We start from the raw sequence: 20329 nt of genomic DNA, 5'->3' as shown, positions 1-20329 counted from the left end.
TTATAGGGTACTGCAATCGCTTACAGAGATTTAGAATATAGACATAGAGAGGAGGGGCTTTATGAAAGCGGACACAGTAACTTCTCAAATCCCGCCGGATACCCGAACACGCAACAAAAAGCCTGCTTCAGGAGGACGGTTTTGGAGAAGCTTTAAGAATCAAAAGTACTTATGGTTGATGTCGATACCTTTTGTGATCTGGGCATTCGTCTTCAGTTATCTCCCGTTATGGGGCTGGACGATGGCTTTTCAAAAGTACAAGCCCGCACGTGGCTTTTTTGAACAAGAATGGGTAGGTTTTGAACACTTTAAGACACTGTTCAGTGACTCGCAATTCCTTCTGGCGCTGCGTAATACGCTGGCGATGAGTGGAATGGGCTTAGTCGCAGGATTTATCTTTCCAATAACGTTTGCAATATTGCTCAATGAAGTGCGTCTTGGCTTCTTTAAAAGATTTGCTCAAACAGTCTCGTATTTGCCCCACTTTGTATCATGGGTGGTTGCAGCGGGGATTGTAACTAAAATGTTATCTGGTGAAAATGGTCTTGTAAACGATATCTTGTTAGGAATAGGATTCATAGACGCACCTATCCAGTTTATGGCCCAGGGCCATCTCTTCTGGGGAATCGTTACCTTATCGGATGTCTGGAAAGAGACCGGATGGAACGCCATCATCTACCTTGCAGCTATCGCAGGTATTGGGCCTGAATTGTACGAAGCGGCCCGGGTAGACGGTGCCAGCAGGCTTCGTCAGGTATGGCATATTACACTTCCGGGTATTCGCCCAACAATTACTGTACTACTCATTATGTCGGTGGGTAATTTGCTCAATATCGGCTTTGAGAAGCAATTCTTGCTCGGAAACAACCTCGTTACCGACTATTCTCAAGTGCTAGACTTGTATTCACTGAAATACGGACTGGGCATGGCGAGATATTCCTACGGTACTGCGATCAATATATTCAACTCAGTAATCAGTGTAATTCTACTGTTTACGATTAATGGAATCTTCAAACGTACAACAAAAGAGAGCCTTCTGTAGCACAGAAAGCCCTTCTACCCAATCGTGGCAGTAAATTGCCCTTTTCATGAAAGGAGAGCGTTACAGTGGGAAATTCAGCTATCACCGGAAAGTCATGGTCAGACCGGATCTTTGATTTCTTTGTATATTTTGTAGTACTGTTCGTGGTTGTAATCACGATTTATCCGTTTTTGAACGTGCTTGCCATCTCACTGAATGATTCAGTGGACAGTGTGCGCGGTGGAGTGACCATCTATCCCCGGGATTTTACCTGGGACAATTACCTAAAGATCTTCACTTTCTCCGGATTAATCACCGGGTTTAAAATATCCGCTTTGCGGACAATTATCGGTACTTTGTTCGGACTGATCAGTGCCTCGATGCTGGCGTTTACGATCAGCCGCCCTGACTTTGCAGGTCGCAAGTTTGTCTCCACATTCTTGGCAATGACCATGTATATCTCAGGAGGAATGATTCCAATCTATATGCTGATCAAGGATCTGCATATGATGAACAGCTTTGCAGTCTATGTATTGCCTGGACTGGTTAGTGCCTTTAACGTCTTCGTTATCCGCTCCTTCATCGACGGCCTGCCGTATGCGCTGCAGGAATCGGCGAAGCTGGATGGAGCCAATGACTTTACTATCTACTTCCGCGTTATTCTGCCATTGATGAAGCCAGCGCTAGCAACGATCGCGCTATTCCTAGCAGTAGGTCAATGGAATGCTTGGTTTGATACTTATCTGTACAATGGTTCAAGCCCTAACTTGACCACATTGCAATATGAATTGATGAAGGTTCTACAGACCACAACCAGTGGTAACGGAGGCGACTACCGCTCCAACATTGCTTCGCTGGCTTCCAATCAGGTCTCGCCGGAGTCGCTCAAAATGGCGATTACGATTGTCGTAACCGTACCGATCCTGTTGGTTTATCCGTTCATTCAGAAGTATTTTGTTAAAGGTATGACACTTGGTGCTGTGAAGAGCTAATCACAGTTTAACGGGGGAGCTTAGTCTCCCCTATGCTTAAAACCTATTGTGTATCCGTTTTCTTTTGGCAAGCTGGGTAAAGTATTAACAGGTCTTCACCTGTGATACGATAGATAAACAATTTTAAGGAGGGTTTATTTAATGGGAAGTAATAGAAAGATAAAAGCCAAAGCTACGGCATTAACGCTCACTTCTATTATGCTGCTCGGTGTGCTTGCAGGCTGCGGCGGTAACAATGGCAACAATGGTAATGCTGCAGCTGGAAATACAGGCGGCAACGCAACTAATGCTGGAAATGCGACCAATGCGGCTGAGGATATTTCCCCGCTCACGATGACCTTCTTCAGTGCAGACCCTAACCCGAACTGGACAGGTATGCAAGATGAAGTTGGTAAAGTGATTACGGAAAAAACGGGAGTAACCCTAAATGCTGAATATGCAGTTGGTGATCCTCAACAAAAAGTAGCCTTGATCGCAGCGAGCGGCGAATATCCGGATTTGATCAGTGCTAAGACTGATGTCAGTAAGCTGGTGGATGCAGGCGCAATGCTTGATCTAACAGACCTGATTGAAAAATATGCTCCGAATATCAAAAAAGTATTGGGCGAAGAAGGCATGAAACGTTCACGTTACAGTGACGATGATCATGCGATTTATGCCATCCCTACTTATGCAGGTGTGGACAACAAATATTTTGATGCTGGTGGCGGATTTGAACTACAGCACCGTGCTGTTAAAGAAGCTGGATATCCTGCAATCAAAACTGTTCAAGATTATGAGAACGTAATCAAGGCTTACCTGGAAAAACATCCTACGGATGAAAATGGTAACAAAAACATCGGCCTGACTCTGAATGCAGATGATTGGTACATGTACATTACAGTAACTAACCCAGCATTTATTACTACTGGTTCTCCTGACGATGGTGAATATGCGATTGATATCGACACCCAAGAAGTAACTTATCACTTCCGTCGTCCGGCTGAAAAAGAATATTTCCGCTGGCTCAACCACATGAACGATATCGGATTGCTTGATCCAGAAAGTTTCGTTCAAAAGTATGATCAGTACAAAGCTAAAATCGCTACCGGCCGCGTTATTGGTTTGATTGACCAAGACTGGGGTTATGGCGATGGAGAAAGAGCATTGAAAGCTGAAGGCAAGCTGGATCAAGGCTATGGACACTATCCTGTAACCTTGTCTGAGGAGTACAAAGAAACCTCCTTCTGGCCTACAGGCTTCATGGGTGGTAACGGAATTGGGATCAGCGTAGATGCTAAAGATCCAGTTCGTGCGATTAAATTCCTGGACTACCTAGCTTCCGACGAAGGTCAAGTATTGGTTAACTGGGGTATTGAAGGCAAACACTACAATGTTGTTGATGGCAAACGTGTCATTCCTGAAGATGTGAACGACCGTAAATATAATGACACTACCAACTTCCAAAAAGAAACTGGTTTGGGTAATGTCGGATCAAACTATGCATTGCTGAGCGCTCACTATGGCGACGGTGTATTGGATCCATCTGGTAACTACTACACAACTCGTTTCCCTGAGCAAGTAACCGTAGGTTACAATGCGGTTGAAAAAGAAACACTTGCTGCTTACAAAGCAACAACTTGGAAAGACCTTTTCCCAAGTGAAGATGAGTTCAAAGTTAAACCTTGGGGCGCAGCATGGAACATCACGATTCCTGGGGATAGCGAAATTGTCGTTCTTGACAACAAGCTGAAGGATATCAGTTGGAAACGGATCCCAGAAGCAATCTTGTCTAAACCAGCTGATTTCGATAAAGTTTGGGATGCTTACATGGCTGAGCTTGATAAAGCTGGTGTAACGAAAGCTGAAGATTTGCGTGAAGAGCTGGTTAAACAACGCGTGAAACTTTGGAATGATTAATTATTAATTTTCGTCTAATCCAATAAAAGCATGAAGATGGCGGGAAGTCCGAACGAAAGTCCGGGCCTCCCGCTGATTGCTTTTCACCGGTAATAACAGGACAGGAGGAATATACATGGGAGAGAGCAAGAACTCCGGACGGCATGAGTTATGGTACAAGCAGCCGGCGGCTGTATGGGAAGAGGCGCTGCCCGTAGGTAACGGGAGGCTGGGCGGCATGGTCTTTGGTGGAATCGAAGAAGAACGGATTCAATTAAATGAAGACACTCTATGGTCAGGTTTCCCGCGGGATAAAGCCAACTATGAGGCACTGCGGCATTTGGCTCCAGCTAAACAGCTAGTTGCAGAGGGGAAATACAAGGAAGCAGAAGCACTGGTGGACGCCAAAATGTTAGGCAGCCGGACGGAATCCTATCAACCGCTTGGAGATTTGCGATTGAAGTTTAATTTTGCAGGTCCTGTAGAGGATTACCGAAGAGAGCTTGATCTGGATCAGGCGTTGGCTACGGTATCCTATACTGCCGGTGGTGTAAGGATCGTACGTGAAGTATTGGCCAGCAGACCGGATGACATTATAGCTCTCCATATCCGTGCTGAGGGGGGGGAGGGCCAAGCTACTCTGCCAGATTTCTGGGCGGATCTGGCATCACCACATCCTTTCAACTCGGAGATTACTCCGGATGGCATGCTGATTATGACTGGCCGTGCCCCGTCGCATGTGGCTGATAACTACGTAGGGGATCACCCGCGTGCAGTATTATATGAAGAGGGGCTTGGCATAAGTTTTGCTGCGGTTATGGAGATCCAGACGGAAGGTGGGACTTGTGTAGCGGAGAACGGCTCGCTGTTGATTTCTGGCGCGCACTCCATTACCCTTCGTCTGGCTGCGGCAACCGATTATGCCGGGTATGACCGGATGCCGGGAAGCGGTGGCAAGCTGCCAGCGGAGTTGTGCCTAGTGCAGTTAGCTTCAGCCTCTAAAGGATACGCAGAGCTTAAGCAGCGCCACTTAGAGGATCATCAATCCTTGTTCCACCGTGTGGAGTTGACGCTTGCATCTGCTGCTTCCCGAGGAGAGCTTCCGACTGATGAGCGCCTGGTACAATACCGCGAAGGACAGGCAGATCCTGAACTGGAAGCGTTGCTGTTCCAGTATGGCCGCTACCTGATGATTGCTGGCTCACGGCCGGGGACGCAAGCTCTGAATCTGCAGGGCATTTGGAATCCCTATATTCAGCCACCATGGAACAGCAATTATACGACAAATATAAACACCGAAATGAATTATTGGCCAGCCGAGTTATGCGGATTGGGTGAATGCCATGAACCTTTAATAGATTTTATCACGGAGCTTAGCGTGGCTGGCAGCCGTACAGCGAGTATTCATTATGCCGCACGTGGCTGGACAGTACACCATAATACCGATTTGTGGCGGATGACTTCTCCATCAGACGGTAAGGCGATGTGGGCTTTTTGGCCGATGGGCGGGGTATGGCTCTCTCGCCATCTATGGGAGCGTTACGCTTTTCGTCCAGATGAGGACTATTTGCGCACAGCTTATCCCATATTAAAGGGAGCCGCATTGTTTTGTCTGGATTGGCTAGTAGAGCTGCCTGATGGAAGATGGACCACAGGTCTGTCTACCTCGCCAGAGAATGTATTTCTGACTGCTGACGGCACACCATGCAGTGTCTCGGCTGGCTCAGCTATGGATTTATCGCTTATCGCTGAGTTGTTCAAGCACTGCATTCAGGCTGCTGATATTTTAAATACCGATGTAGAGCTGCGTCAGGAGCTTATGCAGAAACAGAAACAGCTTGCCCACCAAGGGATCGCACCGGACGGAACTGTCCGCGAATGGAATGAGGATTTTGCTGAACAAGAGCCTGGGCATCGTCATGTTTCTCATTTGTATGACCTGTATCCTGGGAACGTAATTAGCCCTTCCTCCACACCAGAGCTAGCGGAGGCGGCAGCCTTAACACTGAAGAAACGTATAGAACATGGAGGTGGCCATACAGGCTGGAGCGCAGCTTGGTTGCTTAATCTTTATGCGCGTCTGAAGGATGGCGAGAGTGCGGTTAGCTGTCTACGTCGCATTTTGCAAGATTCCAGTTTGCCGAACCTGTTCGGTAATCATCCTCCGTTTCAGATTGATGGAAACTTCGGAACTACAGCCGGAATAGCAGAAATGCTTTTGCAGAGTCATCAGGAGGGTCTGGAACTATTACCTGCTCTTCCAGAGGAATGGTCTGAAGGCAGCGTGAAAGGGTTGGTGGCACGTGGTGGCTTTGTCATGACTATAGAATGGAGCGGGGGCTGTTTAACAAGGGCAGAGGTTACCTCGACTCATGGCCGATCCTGCAGAATTGTTCAACACCAGCCTTTGCTCATTCAAAAACCTGATGGTACACAGATTGAAGGAGCGGGGCTGGAATTTGAAACAGTAATAGGAGAGACCTATCTCATTACACCCCTAAAGAAATAATTCATATTGATCTGGCTTAGAGGCTGTTCTCAGAGTAGAATTATTCTACAGAGAACAGTCTTTTTTTGCCCAAGTCTTCATTATCTATTAAATGGAGGGTTTTGAATAAGTCTGTAGGAGCCGGAGGATCAGAATAATTATGTGGAAAAAACGCTTCACGTTGGCAAAAGTCATTCTTGGAGGAGTGATTATTTGCGCAGCCATTCCCCCGACATTGTATTGGACCTGGGGGCATGCTTATGCGGCCACGACTTCACCGACCGTTCGTTCTGTGAGTGAGATTGCCCAGAAGCTAACCGGTGCGATGAATAATCGTAGAGAGACTATCACTTTTACTTATGAGGGGAAAACCTCGAATTTAAAAACACAGATACAAACGGGTCTAGATCAAGCGATGAATAGCGATCCCTATTTGTATTACATCATAGACAGCTACGGATACACTTATCGAGGGAGCAAAAGCTCTGTAAAGGTTACGGTAGAAGTGAAATACTTGGAAACGCTGGAGCAGACCGCTTTTGTGAACAAAGAAGTAAAGGCAACGCTCAAGAAGATCATTACACCGGGCATGAATAATCATCAGAAGGTTAAGGCTATCCACGACTGGGTGGTGCTGCGTCTGAAGTATGATACCTCTTATCGTAAATATACGGCTTATGAAGGCCTGAAGAGTGGCAGTGCCGTTTGCCAAGGGTATTCGCTGTTGACCTATAAGCTGCTCAAGGAAGCGGGATTCAGTAATAAAATCGTCGAGGGCACTGCAAAACAGCCGGGAGGACGCAGCCAGTCTCATGCTTGGAATCTAGTGCTGCTCGAAGGGAGATGGTATCATCTCGACACAACTTGGGATGACCCGACACCTGATAAAGCCGGCGTGGTAAGCACCGCGTATTACTTGAAGACGGATGCACAAATGCGTCAGGACCATAGCTGGACGAAGTCTTATCCGGCAGCTTCGGTTGCCTATTATAAGACCTTGTCAGCACTTGTAGAGCGTGGAGGACAGAACGCCGGGGTGTATAAGCAGCTTCAGAAGGACCTTAATTATGAGCTGTATGCCGAGGAACGGATTGTACGTTCAGCAGCAGATTTAATTCAGCTGGCGAATAAGGCTGTCGCTTCAGGAGAGGGATCTTTATTATTCCGTTATCACGGTAGTGGAACCCAGCTGAAGAATGATCTACAGGAGTTATATAAACTTGGACTAGAGGAAGTGTCTTATTCTAGCACTTCTTTTGATAATACGGGTGATCTAAAAGTGTATGTGACTTGGGAATAGGCAAAGGGCTAAGTAAAATCAGGAGTTGAATATACTAGATTGATTTATATAAAAAGGGATATCCCGCAGCCTTTCAGGCTTCTGGATATCCCTTTTTTGCGGAGTCTATTTATTCTGGGTGAGTACTAAGATCGCATTTTTCCAAAGGAATAATATTACTCTTGCGGAAGAAGCGATAGCCGGCCCAAATCAAGACGAATAATGGCAGGCTGATATAGGAAACGGCAATACCGTACCAGTCGATGTTTCCACCTGAGAAGGCACCCATATTCTGGCCAAGGATGGCTACCGTACAAAGTACTAAGGCAAATATAGGCCCAAACGGGAACCATCTAGCCCGGTAAGGCAGCTCATCAAGGGAATGACCTTGAGCTATAAAGGCGCGTCTGAAACGATAATGGCAGACAGCGATGCCGAGCCAGTTAATAAATCCACACATACCGGAAGCATTAAGCAACCAGTTGTATACAGCACCATCACCAAAGAATGATGCTAAAAAGGCTAACATACCAACGGCTGTGGTCACGAGCAAAGCGCCAACAGGAACACCGCGGCGATTAAGCTTGCCTAGAGCACGTGGAGCCATTCCATCCTTAGCCATAGCGTACAGGACGCGGGTGGAGGCGTACATTCCCGAGTTCCCGGCTGACAATACGGAGCTGAGAATGACAGCATTCATGACGGATGCGGCAATAGCAAGTCCTGCTTTATTAAATACGATCGTAAACGGACTGACTCCGATATCATCAATACCACCGCGCAGCAGATCTGGATTCGTGTAAGGAATCAGCATTCCGATTACTAGTATAGCGAGGATATAAAAGATTAATATACGCCAGAAGACTTGGCGAATAGCAATAGGTACGTTACGGCGAGGGTTCTCACTCTCACCTGCTGCAACACCGATTAGCTCGGTGCCTTGGAAGGAGAATCCCGCAGCCATAAAGACACCGACGAAAGCGAAGAAGCCACCGTGGAACGAGCTGCCCCCGATCTGGAAATTGCTGAAGCCTACGGCTTTTCCGCCCATGATTCCGAAAATCATCAAAACTCCGACAATAAGGAAGGCGATAACAGTAATAATTTTGATAATGGCAAACCAATATTCTGATTCTCCGTATCCACGAGCAGATAGGAAATTAAGACCGAACATCAGCAGCAGGAACACGAGACTCCAGAGAAAGGAGGGACTGTCCGGGAACCAATATTTAATAATGACGGTGGCGGCAGACAATTCTGCTGCAATCGTAACCGCCCAGTTATACCAGAAGTTCCAGCCGATGGCGAACCCAAAAGCGGGGCTGACGAAACGCGTGCCGTAAGTGCTGAATGAGCCCGAATCCGGCAAATAGGTAGCGAGCTCTCCCAGACTGGTCATGAGGAAATAAACCATAACACCAACAGCCGTATAGGCTAGAAGTGCTCCACCGGGTCCGGCTGAAGCGATAGCGCCACCACTGGCCAGGAAGAGTCCAGTACCAATAGATCCTCCAAGCGCAATCATGGTCAAATGCCTTGCTTTAAATGATTTTTTTAGCTCAGGCGGGTTACCTACGTTGCCTTGTGCTAGATTTTGCTGCTTGCCCTGCATGATTTGACACTCCTTATGATCTAATCTTTCAATTCATGAACGGGGAGTGCTGAGCTGCTTCCTCCCGCAGAGCGGGAGAGTGTATTTGGTGGTCTCCATAAGGTTATGGACAAACACTAAATATACAAATTCTGTAAACGCAAAGAAACCGCAGACTATATCTGCGGTTTCCATCTATACAGCTCCGCATCATACTCCCTGTGAAGATAGCGCAACACATTATGACCTGCTGCTATGCAGGTTATACAATGTGACAGTTCCGTGCCTTTCGGCAACGGCCCCAGCCTGCACCGCTGTAAGAGCGACAGTGCAGACTTCGGCAGATATTCCTTTCGACGCGATTCATAGACGGCTCTAACGTCTCCACGCGCGTACTCTTTATATCCGCGACCTCTACCTCATCTTAGTATGACGAGGCTATCTTTACTTCATTCATTTATAAACAACAGGAATTAGTATAAAGCAAGTTCGCAAGTCAAGCAATGACAAAATCCGGTAGGGAATGTTAGCTGCGACGACGCTCTGACATTTGCTGCCAAACGGTACCCGCCGCTGCTTCACCGGAAGCGATACGTTCCAAAGCCATTTTGGCCTGAAGTCCAACCTCGAATTCCGGATCTTCCGCCGCAACTGACAGCGCTTCTTGGGCATCGGATGTGCCCACCTCATAGAGGAAACGAGCTGCGCGCCAGCGGACAAGCTTGCTCTTATCTGTCAGTGCCGCCGTCATCACTGGCGTGGCGGCAGGATCGCCGATGTCGGACAGCGTATCGCCTGCCGTACGTCTCACGGCTGGCGCGCTGTCTGCCATCGCCTCATAGAGCAGCTCCATCGCTTCAGGCGTGCGAAGGTCGCCTAGATACACGACCGCAAGCCTGCGAATATGCAGCTTGGGATCGTGCAGCGCCGCCTTAAGCTCCGGCAGGAGCTCCGCCGTCGGCGTAAGATCCTCCAGCGCGGCGTAGCGCACGCGCCAATCCTCATGCTTCAGGTCTCGCAGCAGCTCATCCTGACTGCGGGTTCGTCTCTGCTCGACGAACTCGCCTTCGGCGCCGTGCGCAATGGCTTGCTGCACGAGAGAGTCGAGGCGTTCCTGCGGATACGCCGCTTCGACCTCTTGCTCCACCTCGCGTGCAATCTCCGCGGGCTCGCCATAACGCACGCCGTAATCAGTGAGCTTACGCTCTTTAATCATCACGGCGCTAGCCACATCCATAACCGCCTTCGTGAAGCGGTTTGCTAAGGAGATGCGCTCTTCATTCGCGCCGGTCTTAACGCGGATTTGCAGCGGAATTCCGCGGAACATCTGGACGAAGACTTGAGCTTCGCCGAAATGAGCGCCAGCGTTCTCATCGGCAAGATTCCAATCGTCATTTAAGCCTTCGCTGTTGCCGAAGCGGTTCTGAACTTCTCTTAGAATCGCTGCCCAATCCGCATTGCCCTTGCGTTCGAGCGCTGCAAAGTCAGCAGCATGATAGATGCTAATAACGCCCGGTATCGTTAACATTTCGCGTGCCCAGGCCGGTGCGGAACGTTCACTTTCTGGTGTATAGGTTCTGCGAATTCCAGGTTCCAGACTTTCGTCCAAATGAAGCTTCATCGTATTTGGACTTGGAGTCGGTTCAATAAAAGTAATCTTCATACGTAGCTCCCCCTTGAACGGTATATGCACCGCCATACTTTATACACATATTATCTCATTTCTGGCGTGAAACACAAAAGGGTACTTAGATATTTTGCGGAAAAAGGGCGCACCATTACCAAGTAACTTGTATATTTTGCAAAATACTCTGCCGTTCAATATAGTTGTATTATATTCGCTAAAGTAAAGCATGCTCTGCAAACTTCTAAAGATGAGGTGCTCTATGGCTAAATTTCGCTACAATAACCTCGACAATGTGAGTACCGATAAAACACTTAAAGAGTTTCGTAAGTGGCGGGAGGAACGTCGACGGAAGAAAAAAGATTATTCATATGTAGTGCCAAGTACGCCGCCGAGGTTAGCTTATCTGGCGGAGAATCGCCTGGAGACCACCATTACGTGGATTGGGCATTCAACGTTTTTCCTTCAATATGAAGGGATGAATATCATTACTGATCCAATCTGGGCGAGAAGACTAGGCTTTGAGAAAAGATTGGGGCAACCCGGGATTCCGCTCAGCGAAGTGCCTCCCATTGACCTGATTCTGATCTCGCACTCTCATTATGACCACTTGCATATGGCTTCTATCCGTAAATTATATAGAGCAGGGACAACCCTTGTTGTTCCTATAGGCTTGAAACGAAAGATGCTCCGCAAAGGATTTCATAACTGCATAGAAATGGAATGGTGGCAGGAAAATACGCTAGGTAAAATTAAGCTTACCTTCGTGCCGACTCAGCACTGGACGCGGAGAACGCCTTGGGACACGAATACTTCTCATTGGGGAGGATACATTCTGCAGCCGATCGAATCGGATAGCGACAAGCTGCCTCCTAACCTGTATTTCGCAGGAGATAGCGGTTATTTTCCGGGTTTTAAGGAGATTGGGAGCCGCTATAAGCTTCATGTTGCACTCATGCCGATTGGAGCTTATGAACCGGAGTGGTTCATGACCTCGCAGCATGTAACCCCTGAAGAGGCTATACAAGCATTTGTAGATGTTGGAGCGGAGACCATGATTCCGATGCATTACGGCACCTATAGACTTGCTGATGATACGGCCCGGGAAGCGCTGGATCGGATGGAAAGTGCCCGGCTTAAACAGGGTATTTCTGAAGAACGAATCCGTACGCTCAGCTATGGCGAAACGCTTATTATACAACCCAAGAATCGCATAACTGGACAATAATTGAAAAAATTCCTCCTAACTGGCGACCTCTGTACAGCAGCTGGAATAACTTTAGTATTGGAGAGAACAGCTGAAAAGGCTATTTTACGGGCTTTTTGCTCTCTATTTATGCTATAATGAGCCGAAACCCTAAGTGAAAAGGATGGTAATGCGTAATGATTAGCACAAGCGGCGTAACACTCCGCTACGGAAAACGCGCTCTCTTTGAAGATGTAAACATAAAATTCACCCCTGGTAACTGCTACGGTTTGATTGGTGCCAATGGTGCCGGTAAATCAACCTTTCTGAAAATTCTGTCTGGTGAGATCGAAGCAAATACCGGTGAGGTACATGTTACACCGGGCGAACGTCTCGCAGTACTCAAACAGAACCATTTTGAGTATGATGAATTCCCAGTACTTGAGACCGTAATTATGGGTCATACACGTCTTTATGAAATTATGAAAGAAAAGGATGCGCTTTATGCGAAGTCCGATTTCACAGAAGCGGATGGCCTGCGTGCAGGGGAGCTTGAAGGTGAGTTCGCTGAGCTTAACGGCTGGGATGCTGAGCCAGATGCAGCTGCCATGCTGATTGGTCTCGGAATTATGCGTGAACTGCATGACAAAAAAATGGCCGAACTGAGCGGCAATGAAAAGGTACGGGTACTCTTGGCGCAAGCCTTGTTTGGCCGTCCAAATAACCTGCTGCTAGATGAGCCTACCAACCACTTGGATCTCGAATCTATTGGCTGGTTAGAGAACTTCCTCATGGACTATGAAGGTACTGTTATCGTCGTATCCCATGACCGTCACTTCCTGAATAAAGTATGTACGCATATTGCGGATATTGATTTTGGCAAAATCCAGATGTACGTCGGCAACTACGACTTCTGGTATGAGTCCAGTCAGCTTGCGCAAGCTTTGCAGCGTGATTCGAACAAGAAGAAGGAAGATAAAATCAAGGAATTGCAGGCATTTATCCAGCGTTTCTCGGCCAATGCTTCCAAGTCTAAACAAGCGACATCACGTAAGAAGCAACTTGAGAAAATTACACTGGACGATATTCGTCCGTCCAACCGTAAATATCCGTTCCTAAACTTCAAACCTGAACGTGAAGCGGGTAAACAATTGCTGACAGTCAGCGGATTGTCCAAAGCGGTTGAAGGTGAAAAGCTTCTTGATGAAATTAGCTTTGTAGTAAATAAAGGGGATAAGATTGCGTTTGTAGGCCCTTACTCCCAGCCTAAATCACTGCTGTTTGATGTGATCATGGGTGAGCAAGAAGCGGATGCGGGCGAATATACATGGGGAGTAACTACAACTCAAGCGTATTTCCCGAAAGACAACTCCAGCTATTTCGATGGTGTGGAAATGAATCTTGTAGAATGGCTACGCCAGTATTCTAAAGATCAGGACGAAACTTTCCTGCGTGGATTCTTGGGCCGTATGTTGTTCGCCGGAGAAGAAGCACTGAAGAAAGCAAGTGTGCTGTCCGGGGGCGAGAAGGTTCGCTGTATGCTGGCCAAAATGATGCTCAACGGCGCGAACGTGCTTGTGTTCGATGAACCAACCAATCACTTGGATCTGGAATCCATCACGGCACTGAATAACGGGCTGATCGATTTCGATGGCACGATTCTATTCACTTCCCATGACCATCAGTTCATCCAAACCATTGCTAACCGCATCATCGAGATTACACCTACAGGTGTAATTGATCGCTCCATGAGCTACGATGAATATTTGGAGAATCCAGAAATTAAGGAAATGCGCCAGCGCATGTATCCTGTAGAAGTATAATATTTAATTTCCGCTATGCGGAAGGAATCCATGAAGCAGCTACACTAATCCTTTTAGGATCAGGGTAGCTGTCTTTATAATTTCAATTTTGAAAAGTTATTAACAAGTAGAATTCTACGGGGTGTATGCGGGTTACCAAGACAGGAGTCTTTAGCCCTTGAGGTTTCCCAAAGCGCATGTTTTCAGCTGGCTAATCGTACATTAAAGAGAAGCAATTATGAATTTGAAGAGTTCTAATCCATCCTATCAGGCAGGACGAACGTATAAACGGCTGCGTTTCCCCGAGGGATTCGCAGCCGTTTATGTTTAAGTATAAGTAAATACTAAGATCCGCCAGTACGACGGCGTTGGTTGTTAGGCTTTTTGTTATTTTGGCTTTTTAGCGGTTTGGCGGAACCGGCCTGAAATGTGGATCCAGGCTTGGAGGAAGATTGTTGCTTCTTCTGTTCCAGTTTTTTACGGATAGCTTCCGCTAAGTTGATTTTTCCTTTATCGTTGCTTTCGCTCATTATGATAACCTCCTTCGAAGCAAGTCCTTACACTTTATTCTAATTGTTTTTAAATGCTGCCACAAGGGCAAGAATAATTGAAAGAATTCTTTTCCGTATTTTAAATAATCGGGGAAAAGAGGGGGAGCCAAGAATGACTGATATTTACGAAGATATACGTAAAGGTGAACGAGGAGCTTGGGTGAGCATAGCGGCTTACCTCATCCTATCATCATTCAAGCTGGTTTGTGGTTATTTATTTGCATCTAGCGCACTCGTTGCGGACGGGGTCAACAATTTAACAGATATCGTAGCATCCATAGCTGTACTGGTGGGGTTACGGATTTCGCGGAAGCCACCTGACTCTGACCACGCTTATGGGCACTTCCGGGCAGAGACCGTAGCGGCGTTGTTGGCTTCTTTTATCATGGCGGTAGTGGGCCTTCAAGTGATTGTGGAGGCGGTGCGTTCCTTTTTCGATCGTACAAAAGAAACGCCGCAGCTCTGGTCGGCAGGGGTGGCTATTGTATGTGCAGTAGCTATGATGGGGGTATACATATATAACAAAAGACTGGCCAAACAAATTAACAGTGGGGCACTTATGGCAGCGGCTAAGGATAATTTTTCTGATGCAATGGTCAGTGTTGGAGCCGCAGTTGGGATTGTGGGTGCACAGTTTGGTTTGCCATGGATTGATTCCGCAGCAGCTGTTCTTGTCGGACTCATTATCTCCAAGACCGCTTGGGATATTTTTCGTGATTCGACCTATCGGCTTACCGATGGCTTTGATCAAGATAAATTGATGGATCTACGCAGTACGATTGCTCGAACGCCGGGAGTAGAAGAGATTAAAGATGTGAAGGCACGGGTTCATGGTAATCATGTGCATGTGGATGTTGTAGTGGAAGTGGATGCGAATATTTCTGTGACGGAAGGTCATGAAATAAGTGATTCCATCGAAGAAAGAATGAGCAAAATGCATAATATTATGAATGTGCAGGTGCACGTGGAACCTAAAAAATAAATCGCGAAATGCTATATTAAGGAAAAATAACACATATTCAAGGAGAAATCGAGACTTTAGACCTGTATGTTACCATAAAGTGGCATGATTATATGTGAAATTTGGAGCATGTTCCAAATCCCGGGCAAGCCTATAATGAGGGCATAAAGGAATAATGTAGCACAATCCTTTATTGAAATCTCATCATGGAATTTGGGGGAACGTATGATCAAATCACATAAGCAAATTACAGCATCTTTGTTAGTATCTGCTGCAATTGTTGCAGGTTTAGGAGTATCTGCTCCTGGACAAGCAGCGGCAGCCTCAAGTTCATCTAATTCAGTTACAGCAGCTTCAGCCATTCAAACAGGTGTGATTGAGGCTAGTGTTCGCCTTCGCAGCACCCCTTCTACTGACGGAGAAATAGTGAAGTACTTGCAAAAGGGAGATCAAGTGCAGATCCTTTCGCAGCCTAACAGCTATTGGTATCAAGTAAAAACGGCTGATGGTTCAGTGGGTTATACAAGTGCAGGAGATAAGTATATCAGCGTATCCTCTGCTTCAGTAACGACACCATCGGCACAAACTGGCACCATTAAGTATGGTGTGAATCTTCGGGTTTCACCTTCAACAAGCGGAAAAGTAATGAAGCTTTTGAATAAGGGAGAAAAAGTAGAAGTTCTGGCACAGTCTAACAGTTACTGGTATCAAGTTAAAGCGGCGGATGGTAGCATCGGATATATAAGTTCAAGTGAACAATATAGTACACTTTCAGGAAACGGTGGGGGGTCTGGAACACCTACACCTACACCTACACCCAATCCACCTATAACAACACCGGGGGCTTCAGCCCAAATCGAACGGGTGATTGCTGCAGGCATGGGATATCTAGGAACGCCTTATGAGTATGGCTCCAGCAGAAATGATACAAGCACCTTTGATTGCTCGGACTTCATCCGGCAAATTTTTATGGATGCAGCCAATCTCAAACTGCCGGCGGATTCCCGTCAACAGGGAGATTGGGTGAAGTCGAATAGTACGGTGGTTACGTCTATTTCCAATTTGAAGCGCGGCGACTTAATGTTCTTTATGGATTATAAGGGGAATTCTGCTTCTGCTTATGAGGGAATCGACAAATCTACAGCTAGAATATCGCATGTTGCAATGTATCTAGGAGATGGACAAGTTCTACAAACTTATTCCGTAGCTTCAGGCGGGGTAAGAGTAGATAAACTAAGCGCTTCTTGGATGAATCGTTTTCTCTACGGAGGTTCGGTCATTCGCTAAATATATGAAAATGCAGGAAGCGACAGCATCGCATGTTTGTGACGGGTGAACGATGGCGGGCGTACGCGCAAGAGGGCTATCCTTTTAGTAGAATTCTCTACTGAAGGGGTAGCTCTTCCTGTTTATCTGTTCAGAATATGTACTCTCCACATAAAAAAAGGGCAGTACCATCGGCCATTTTCTTGGCTCTTGGGACACCCCTTCTTCGCTTATTGATTAATTATGGCAAAATCACATTGGCTGATACAGGAACCTTAACCCATGCTTTTCCTAGCCAAGTGTAAATTTCTCTCCATTCATTACCCCAAGTATCCGAAATGACTTCACCTGTTGTATCAAGAGTCTGAACGCCAAGCCAGCCTGCTGGAATTATACCTCCGACTGAAAAGTAGAAAGGTGTTTTCTCAGTCAGCACTATTTGCGGTGTAGCTGGACTCATATCCGCTGGAGTAATAATGGTTTCAAAAGAATTGCTGTAAGTGCTTCCAGTTACGGTTGCAGGAGCCGTAGTAGTTCCTGTTACTTCAGCTGCTGAAGCTGTAGCTGCAATGGAAGCCATAAGTCCTAAGGCTACTGTAAGGCTGGCGATTTTTTTCATGTTTGGTTCCTCCTGTGGGGGTTGGATGTATTTTTTTCCAAAAGCGCTGTTTGTTAATAAGCTAGTAAACGTAATTGATGCGTGATGAACCACCCATTCAACATTTCTTATTTTCTCAAGTGACATCTGTGCAGGAATGACCTATACTTTCTGCATGATGAATAAGATATATGGATAGATATGGGAGGGATACAACAGTCACACCATTAATAAGAGGGGCTACATAGATCTGCCTCTGCGTCCCGTGAAGAGAGAAATTACAAACAGAACCAGGAAGACGAAGAACAGGATCTTAGCAAGACCAGCAGCGGCAGCTACTAGGTTGAAGAAACCAAAGATTCCGGCGATTACTGCGACTACAAGTAGTATTGCGGACCATTTTAACATTACATATCACCTATCCTTTTTTGATTAATGTAGTCATTGTATAAACGGGGACTTTGATTTTGAAACAAAAGGGAAGAGGGACTCTTGACAACGCTCGACAAGATGTTTCGGCTTATGGGACCAGGGGTAACTATGCAGTATACAAGGCTGATTAGCCGATATTTATGAGATATGGAAGGGGTTATGAATATGATCATTGAACTTAGTGTAGCACTCGTCGCAATTGCATTCGCAGTACTTGTTTTCTTTTTAATTAAAACTTTAAAGTCGGCAAAGGATTCACTCGACAAAGTCAGCCAAACCTTGGTGGAAGTACAGAAGACGATGGATGAGCTTACTTATGAAGTGAAAACGACGGTCAGACACGCAAATGAAATCACTGCCGATGTACAGCATAAGATTCAGAAGATTGACCCAGTCATCGATTCTGTCAAGAATCTGGGTGATGTTATGAATGAGCTAACCTTAACAGTCAAACAAGTGTCAGTCACAGTGATCGAGAAATATCGTAAATCGCGTGAGCTGAAGGAGAAAAGTAAGGAAGTCTCTATAAAAGAAGCTCCGCTAACTCCTGCTGAAGAACGTACTGTTAACTCCTATGATGCCATTTATGCTGAGAAGTCACCGGGAAAAATAGCTACAGTGCTAAAAGGTGTAGACGTAGCTGCAACTCTTTGGAAGAAATTTCGTCATTAAGCATAAGATAGTAAGGCTTCTGTAATCGGTGGCTGCAGATAAGAAAGGTGGGACACAACATGAACATGATGATCCTTTTATTTGGTCTTCTTTTCCCATACTTTGATGCGTCTCCACAGTTGGTGCCTATCTCTACTTTTATTGAACAACCTAAGTCGGTTCTCGCATTTGAACATGCTTCAGAATCCAGCCCATATATAAATCACTTTGATTCTCTGCAAGGTGTCGCTTTATACACCACAAAGGAAGAACTGCTTCTGACCAAAGGCAATCCGCTTGCGGTGACAAATGATCCATTGCTAGAGACAGTGGAGTACCATTACGCAGATGTGACAGTGGGTGTGGGCGAGGGTGTTGTACTTTATGTACATGTTGCACCTCCGCAAGCACAGCAGTTCGGTTTACATGTAGATGGCGTAGAAATCGATCCTTTAACAGATAATCTGCAAGATACTCTGGGCAAACCGTATTTTATAGCCGAAGATGGGGATGTATACCTGAGAGGGAATAACGCACTCAAAATATATCGAAATTTGGCGGGTGAATTTGAAGGAATTGATTTATTTGATAGTATTTCTTCCTAATCTGTTTCATATTTGAGCAAATTGGTTAATAAACATAGGCTGTCTTTAGAATAGAGTAACCTCCAGCCCCACTAGGTATAGTGGGGCTGGAGGTTACTTTGCTGAATACGTAAATTGATCCTATGACTATATTTACATATTATGAAAATAGAAATAACACTGTGAAATAGCGTATGATATAGTTAGTAGGTTTGCAGAATTTTACGGTCGTAATACTACTCGTGTGAGGTGAAGATGATGAGAATCTTAATCGTGGATGACAATCCGACTAATGTTATCATTATCCGTGAAATCCTGAAAAAAGAAGATTACCGAAATTTCGTAACCGCATCCTCTGCCAAAGAGATGCTGGAACGGCTTGGAATCGGTTCGGGGAGTGAAGATGGACGTCCCCGGATGTCAGATATTGATCTGATTTTACTGGATATGATGATGCCAGAAATGGATGGGATCGAAGCATGTCGTGTTGTGCAGCAATACGAACATCTTAAGGATATTCCAATAATAATGGTTACAGCTGTAGGTGATTCAAAGAAATTGGCCGAAGCGTTGGATGCAGGTGCAGTAGATTATGTTACGAAACCTATTAATAAAGTGGAGCTAATGGCCCGGATTCGGCTTGCTCTGCGGTTGAAACGTGAGAAAGATTGGCATAAGGAACGGGATCAGCGGATTCAGGAGGAATTGAGACTGGCTGCACTCGTGCAGAATGCTGTACTCAGCCTACCCCTCCAGGAAGAGAATTTCGAGGTGCATGCTATCTATCAGCCTTCCTCTGAATTGGCGGGTGATTTATATGCCTGGTATCCCCTTGGGGATGGCCGATATGGCGTAATCCTCCTGGACATTATGGGACACGGTATATCGTCCTCTCTTTTTTGCATGTTCCTTGCGTCAGTATTAAAGGATACGGTAACTACCTATGTAGAGCCGGAAAAGGTAATTCAGGAACTCAATCGAAGGTTTAACCAACTTTATATTGAGAAAAAGCTGATTCAATATTATTTTACGACGATTTATCTTGTGATCGACACTCGTATAAAGCGTATTGACTACGTTAACGCCGGGCATCCACCTGCGCTATTTTTTGAGGGCGCAGCTAAGACTCCGGTCTTGCTGGAAAGTAATTGTCACCCTGTAGGCCTGTTTGAACGGATTGATATTCAGCCTCAGAGCTTGACCTACGAAGATGAAGGGCATTTGGTTCTCTATACAGATGGTCTGCTGGAGCTGGTTGAGGGTGAACAGGAAGAGCAGCTGAAGTTTATGATTAAGCATTTAAATGTTGAGCATGAATGGAAGGAAGAAACTATACGGGCTGCTTTTTTCAATGCTGATGTTCCTAAAGAGCGTGACGATGACAAATGTATAGTGTGGATCTCACTGAAGAAGGGAACAGAATGA

17 protein-coding genes and 1 riboswitch are annotated in these 20329 nt (G+C 46.0%); of the genes, 12 read left to right on the top strand and 5 right to left on the bottom strand.

From position 1 onward, the window contains the following. Positions 1-61 precede the first annotated feature (61 nt). From MKY14_RS17985 to MKY14_RS17965, 5 genes are all read left to right on the top strand, one after another. A complete protein-coding gene (locus MKY14_RS17985) occupies positions 62-1042 on the top strand; it encodes an ABC transporter permease (RefSeq protein WP_076307154.1) in 981 nt (326 codons plus the stop codon). A 65-nt stretch (positions 1043-1107) separates the two neighbouring features. Beyond that, positions 1108-2013, top strand: coding sequence for a carbohydrate ABC transporter permease (locus MKY14_RS17980; RefSeq protein ID WP_076128700.1), 906 nt, complete (start codon positions 1108-1110; stop codon positions 2011-2013). Between the two features lie 141 nt (positions 2014-2154). After that, on the top strand, positions 2155-3912 hold the full coding sequence (locus MKY14_RS17975) for an ABC transporter substrate-binding protein (RefSeq protein WP_080742630.1): 1758 nt from the start codon (positions 2155-2157) through the stop codon (positions 3910-3912). 115 nt (positions 3913-4027) lie between these two features. Then, positions 4028-6400 (top strand): glycoside hydrolase family 95 protein, encoded by a 2373-nt coding sequence (locus MKY14_RS17970; RefSeq protein ID WP_076185436.1) that lies wholly within the window; start codon positions 4028-4030, stop codon positions 6398-6400. A 139-nt stretch (positions 6401-6539) separates the two neighbouring features. Beyond that, on the top strand, positions 6540-7679 hold the full coding sequence (locus MKY14_RS17965) for a transglutaminase domain-containing protein (RefSeq protein ID WP_076128696.1): 1140 nt from the start codon (positions 6540-6542) through the stop codon (positions 7677-7679). 109 nt (positions 7680-7788) lie between these two features. On the opposite strand, the gene MKY14_RS17960 is transcribed toward MKY14_RS17965, so the two are convergent. Further along, positions 7789-9270 (bottom strand): amino acid permease, encoded by a 1482-nt coding sequence (locus MKY14_RS17960; RefSeq protein ID WP_076128694.1) that lies wholly within the window; start codon positions 9268-9270, stop codon positions 7789-7791. Positions 9271-9469: 199 nt separating this feature from the next. Next, a riboswitch (Lysine riboswitch) is annotated at positions 9470-9674 on the bottom strand. A 101-nt stretch (positions 9675-9775) separates the two neighbouring features. Beyond that, positions 9776-10912 carry a virulence factor gene (locus tag MKY14_RS17955; RefSeq protein WP_076128692.1) on the bottom strand — a complete coding sequence of 379 codons (1137 nt, stop codon included), beginning with the start codon at positions 10910-10912 and terminating at the stop codon, positions 9776-9778. Between the two features lie 223 nt (positions 10913-11135). Between MKY14_RS17955 and MKY14_RS17950 the strand changes: the two genes are divergently transcribed. After that, positions 11136-12101: an MBL fold metallo-hydrolase gene (locus MKY14_RS17950; protein WP_076128690.1), complete on the top strand. Its 966-nt coding sequence runs from the start codon at positions 11136-11138 to the stop codon at positions 12099-12101. A gap of 155 nt (positions 12102-12256) precedes the next feature. After that, positions 12257-13882 (top strand): ABC-F family ATP-binding cassette domain-containing protein, encoded by a 1626-nt coding sequence (locus tag MKY14_RS17945; RefSeq protein ID WP_036680232.1) that lies wholly within the window; start codon positions 12257-12259, stop codon positions 13880-13882. A 323-nt stretch (positions 13883-14205) separates the two neighbouring features. Here MKY14_RS17945 and MKY14_RS17940 read toward each other — a convergent pair whose 3' ends face one another. Further along, the gene (locus tag MKY14_RS17940; RefSeq protein WP_036680230.1) at positions 14206-14391 is read right to left on the bottom strand and encodes a hypothetical protein; all 186 of its coding nucleotides are present in this window, start codon (positions 14389-14391) and stop codon (positions 14206-14208) included. A gap of 133 nt (positions 14392-14524) precedes the next feature. On the opposite strand from MKY14_RS17940, the gene MKY14_RS17935 reads away from it, so the two are divergent. Then, positions 14525-15394, top strand: coding sequence for a cation diffusion facilitator family transporter (locus MKY14_RS17935; protein WP_076128688.1), 870 nt, complete (start codon positions 14525-14527; stop codon positions 15392-15394). Positions 15395-15598: 204 nt separating this feature from the next. After that, positions 15599-16660 (top strand): C40 family peptidase, encoded by a 1062-nt coding sequence (locus MKY14_RS17930; protein WP_340976992.1) that lies wholly within the window; start codon positions 15599-15601, stop codon positions 16658-16660. Positions 16661-16880: 220 nt separating this feature from the next. Here the strand turns inward: MKY14_RS17930 and MKY14_RS17925 are convergent, their stop codons facing one another. Together MKY14_RS17925 and MKY14_RS17920 are read right to left on the bottom strand one after the other, a co-directional pair. Next, positions 16881-17258 carry a hypothetical protein gene (locus MKY14_RS17925; RefSeq protein WP_076128684.1) on the bottom strand — a complete coding sequence of 126 codons (378 nt, stop codon included), beginning with the start codon at positions 17256-17258 and terminating at the stop codon, positions 16881-16883. Positions 17259-17477: 219 nt separating this feature from the next. After that, positions 17478-17645: a DUF1328 domain-containing protein gene (locus tag MKY14_RS17920; protein WP_036680225.1), complete on the bottom strand. Its 168-nt coding sequence runs from the start codon at positions 17643-17645 to the stop codon at positions 17478-17480. 189 nt (positions 17646-17834) lie between these two features. On the opposite strand from MKY14_RS17920, the gene MKY14_RS17915 reads away from it, so the two are divergent. From MKY14_RS17915 to MKY14_RS17905, 3 genes are all read left to right on the top strand, one after another. Next, a complete protein-coding gene (locus MKY14_RS17915; RefSeq protein ID WP_036680224.1) occupies positions 17835-18341 on the top strand; it encodes a DUF948 domain-containing protein in 507 nt (168 codons plus the stop codon). Between the two features lie 59 nt (positions 18342-18400). Then, positions 18401-18925 (top strand): hypothetical protein, encoded by a 525-nt coding sequence (locus MKY14_RS17910; protein WP_340976991.1) that lies wholly within the window; start codon positions 18401-18403, stop codon positions 18923-18925. Positions 18926-19162: 237 nt separating this feature from the next. Then, positions 19163-20329 carry a SpoIIE family protein phosphatase gene (locus tag MKY14_RS17905; protein ID WP_076128679.1) on the top strand — a complete coding sequence of 389 codons (1167 nt, stop codon included), beginning with the start codon at positions 19163-19165 and terminating at the stop codon, positions 20327-20329.

The organism is Paenibacillus sp. FSL R5-0887 (assembly GCF_038002305.1).
GTDB lineage: Bacteria > Bacillota > Bacilli > Paenibacillales > Paenibacillaceae > Paenibacillus_AQ > Paenibacillus_AQ odorifer.
This window is presented reverse-complemented; position numbering and strand designations above follow the sequence as displayed.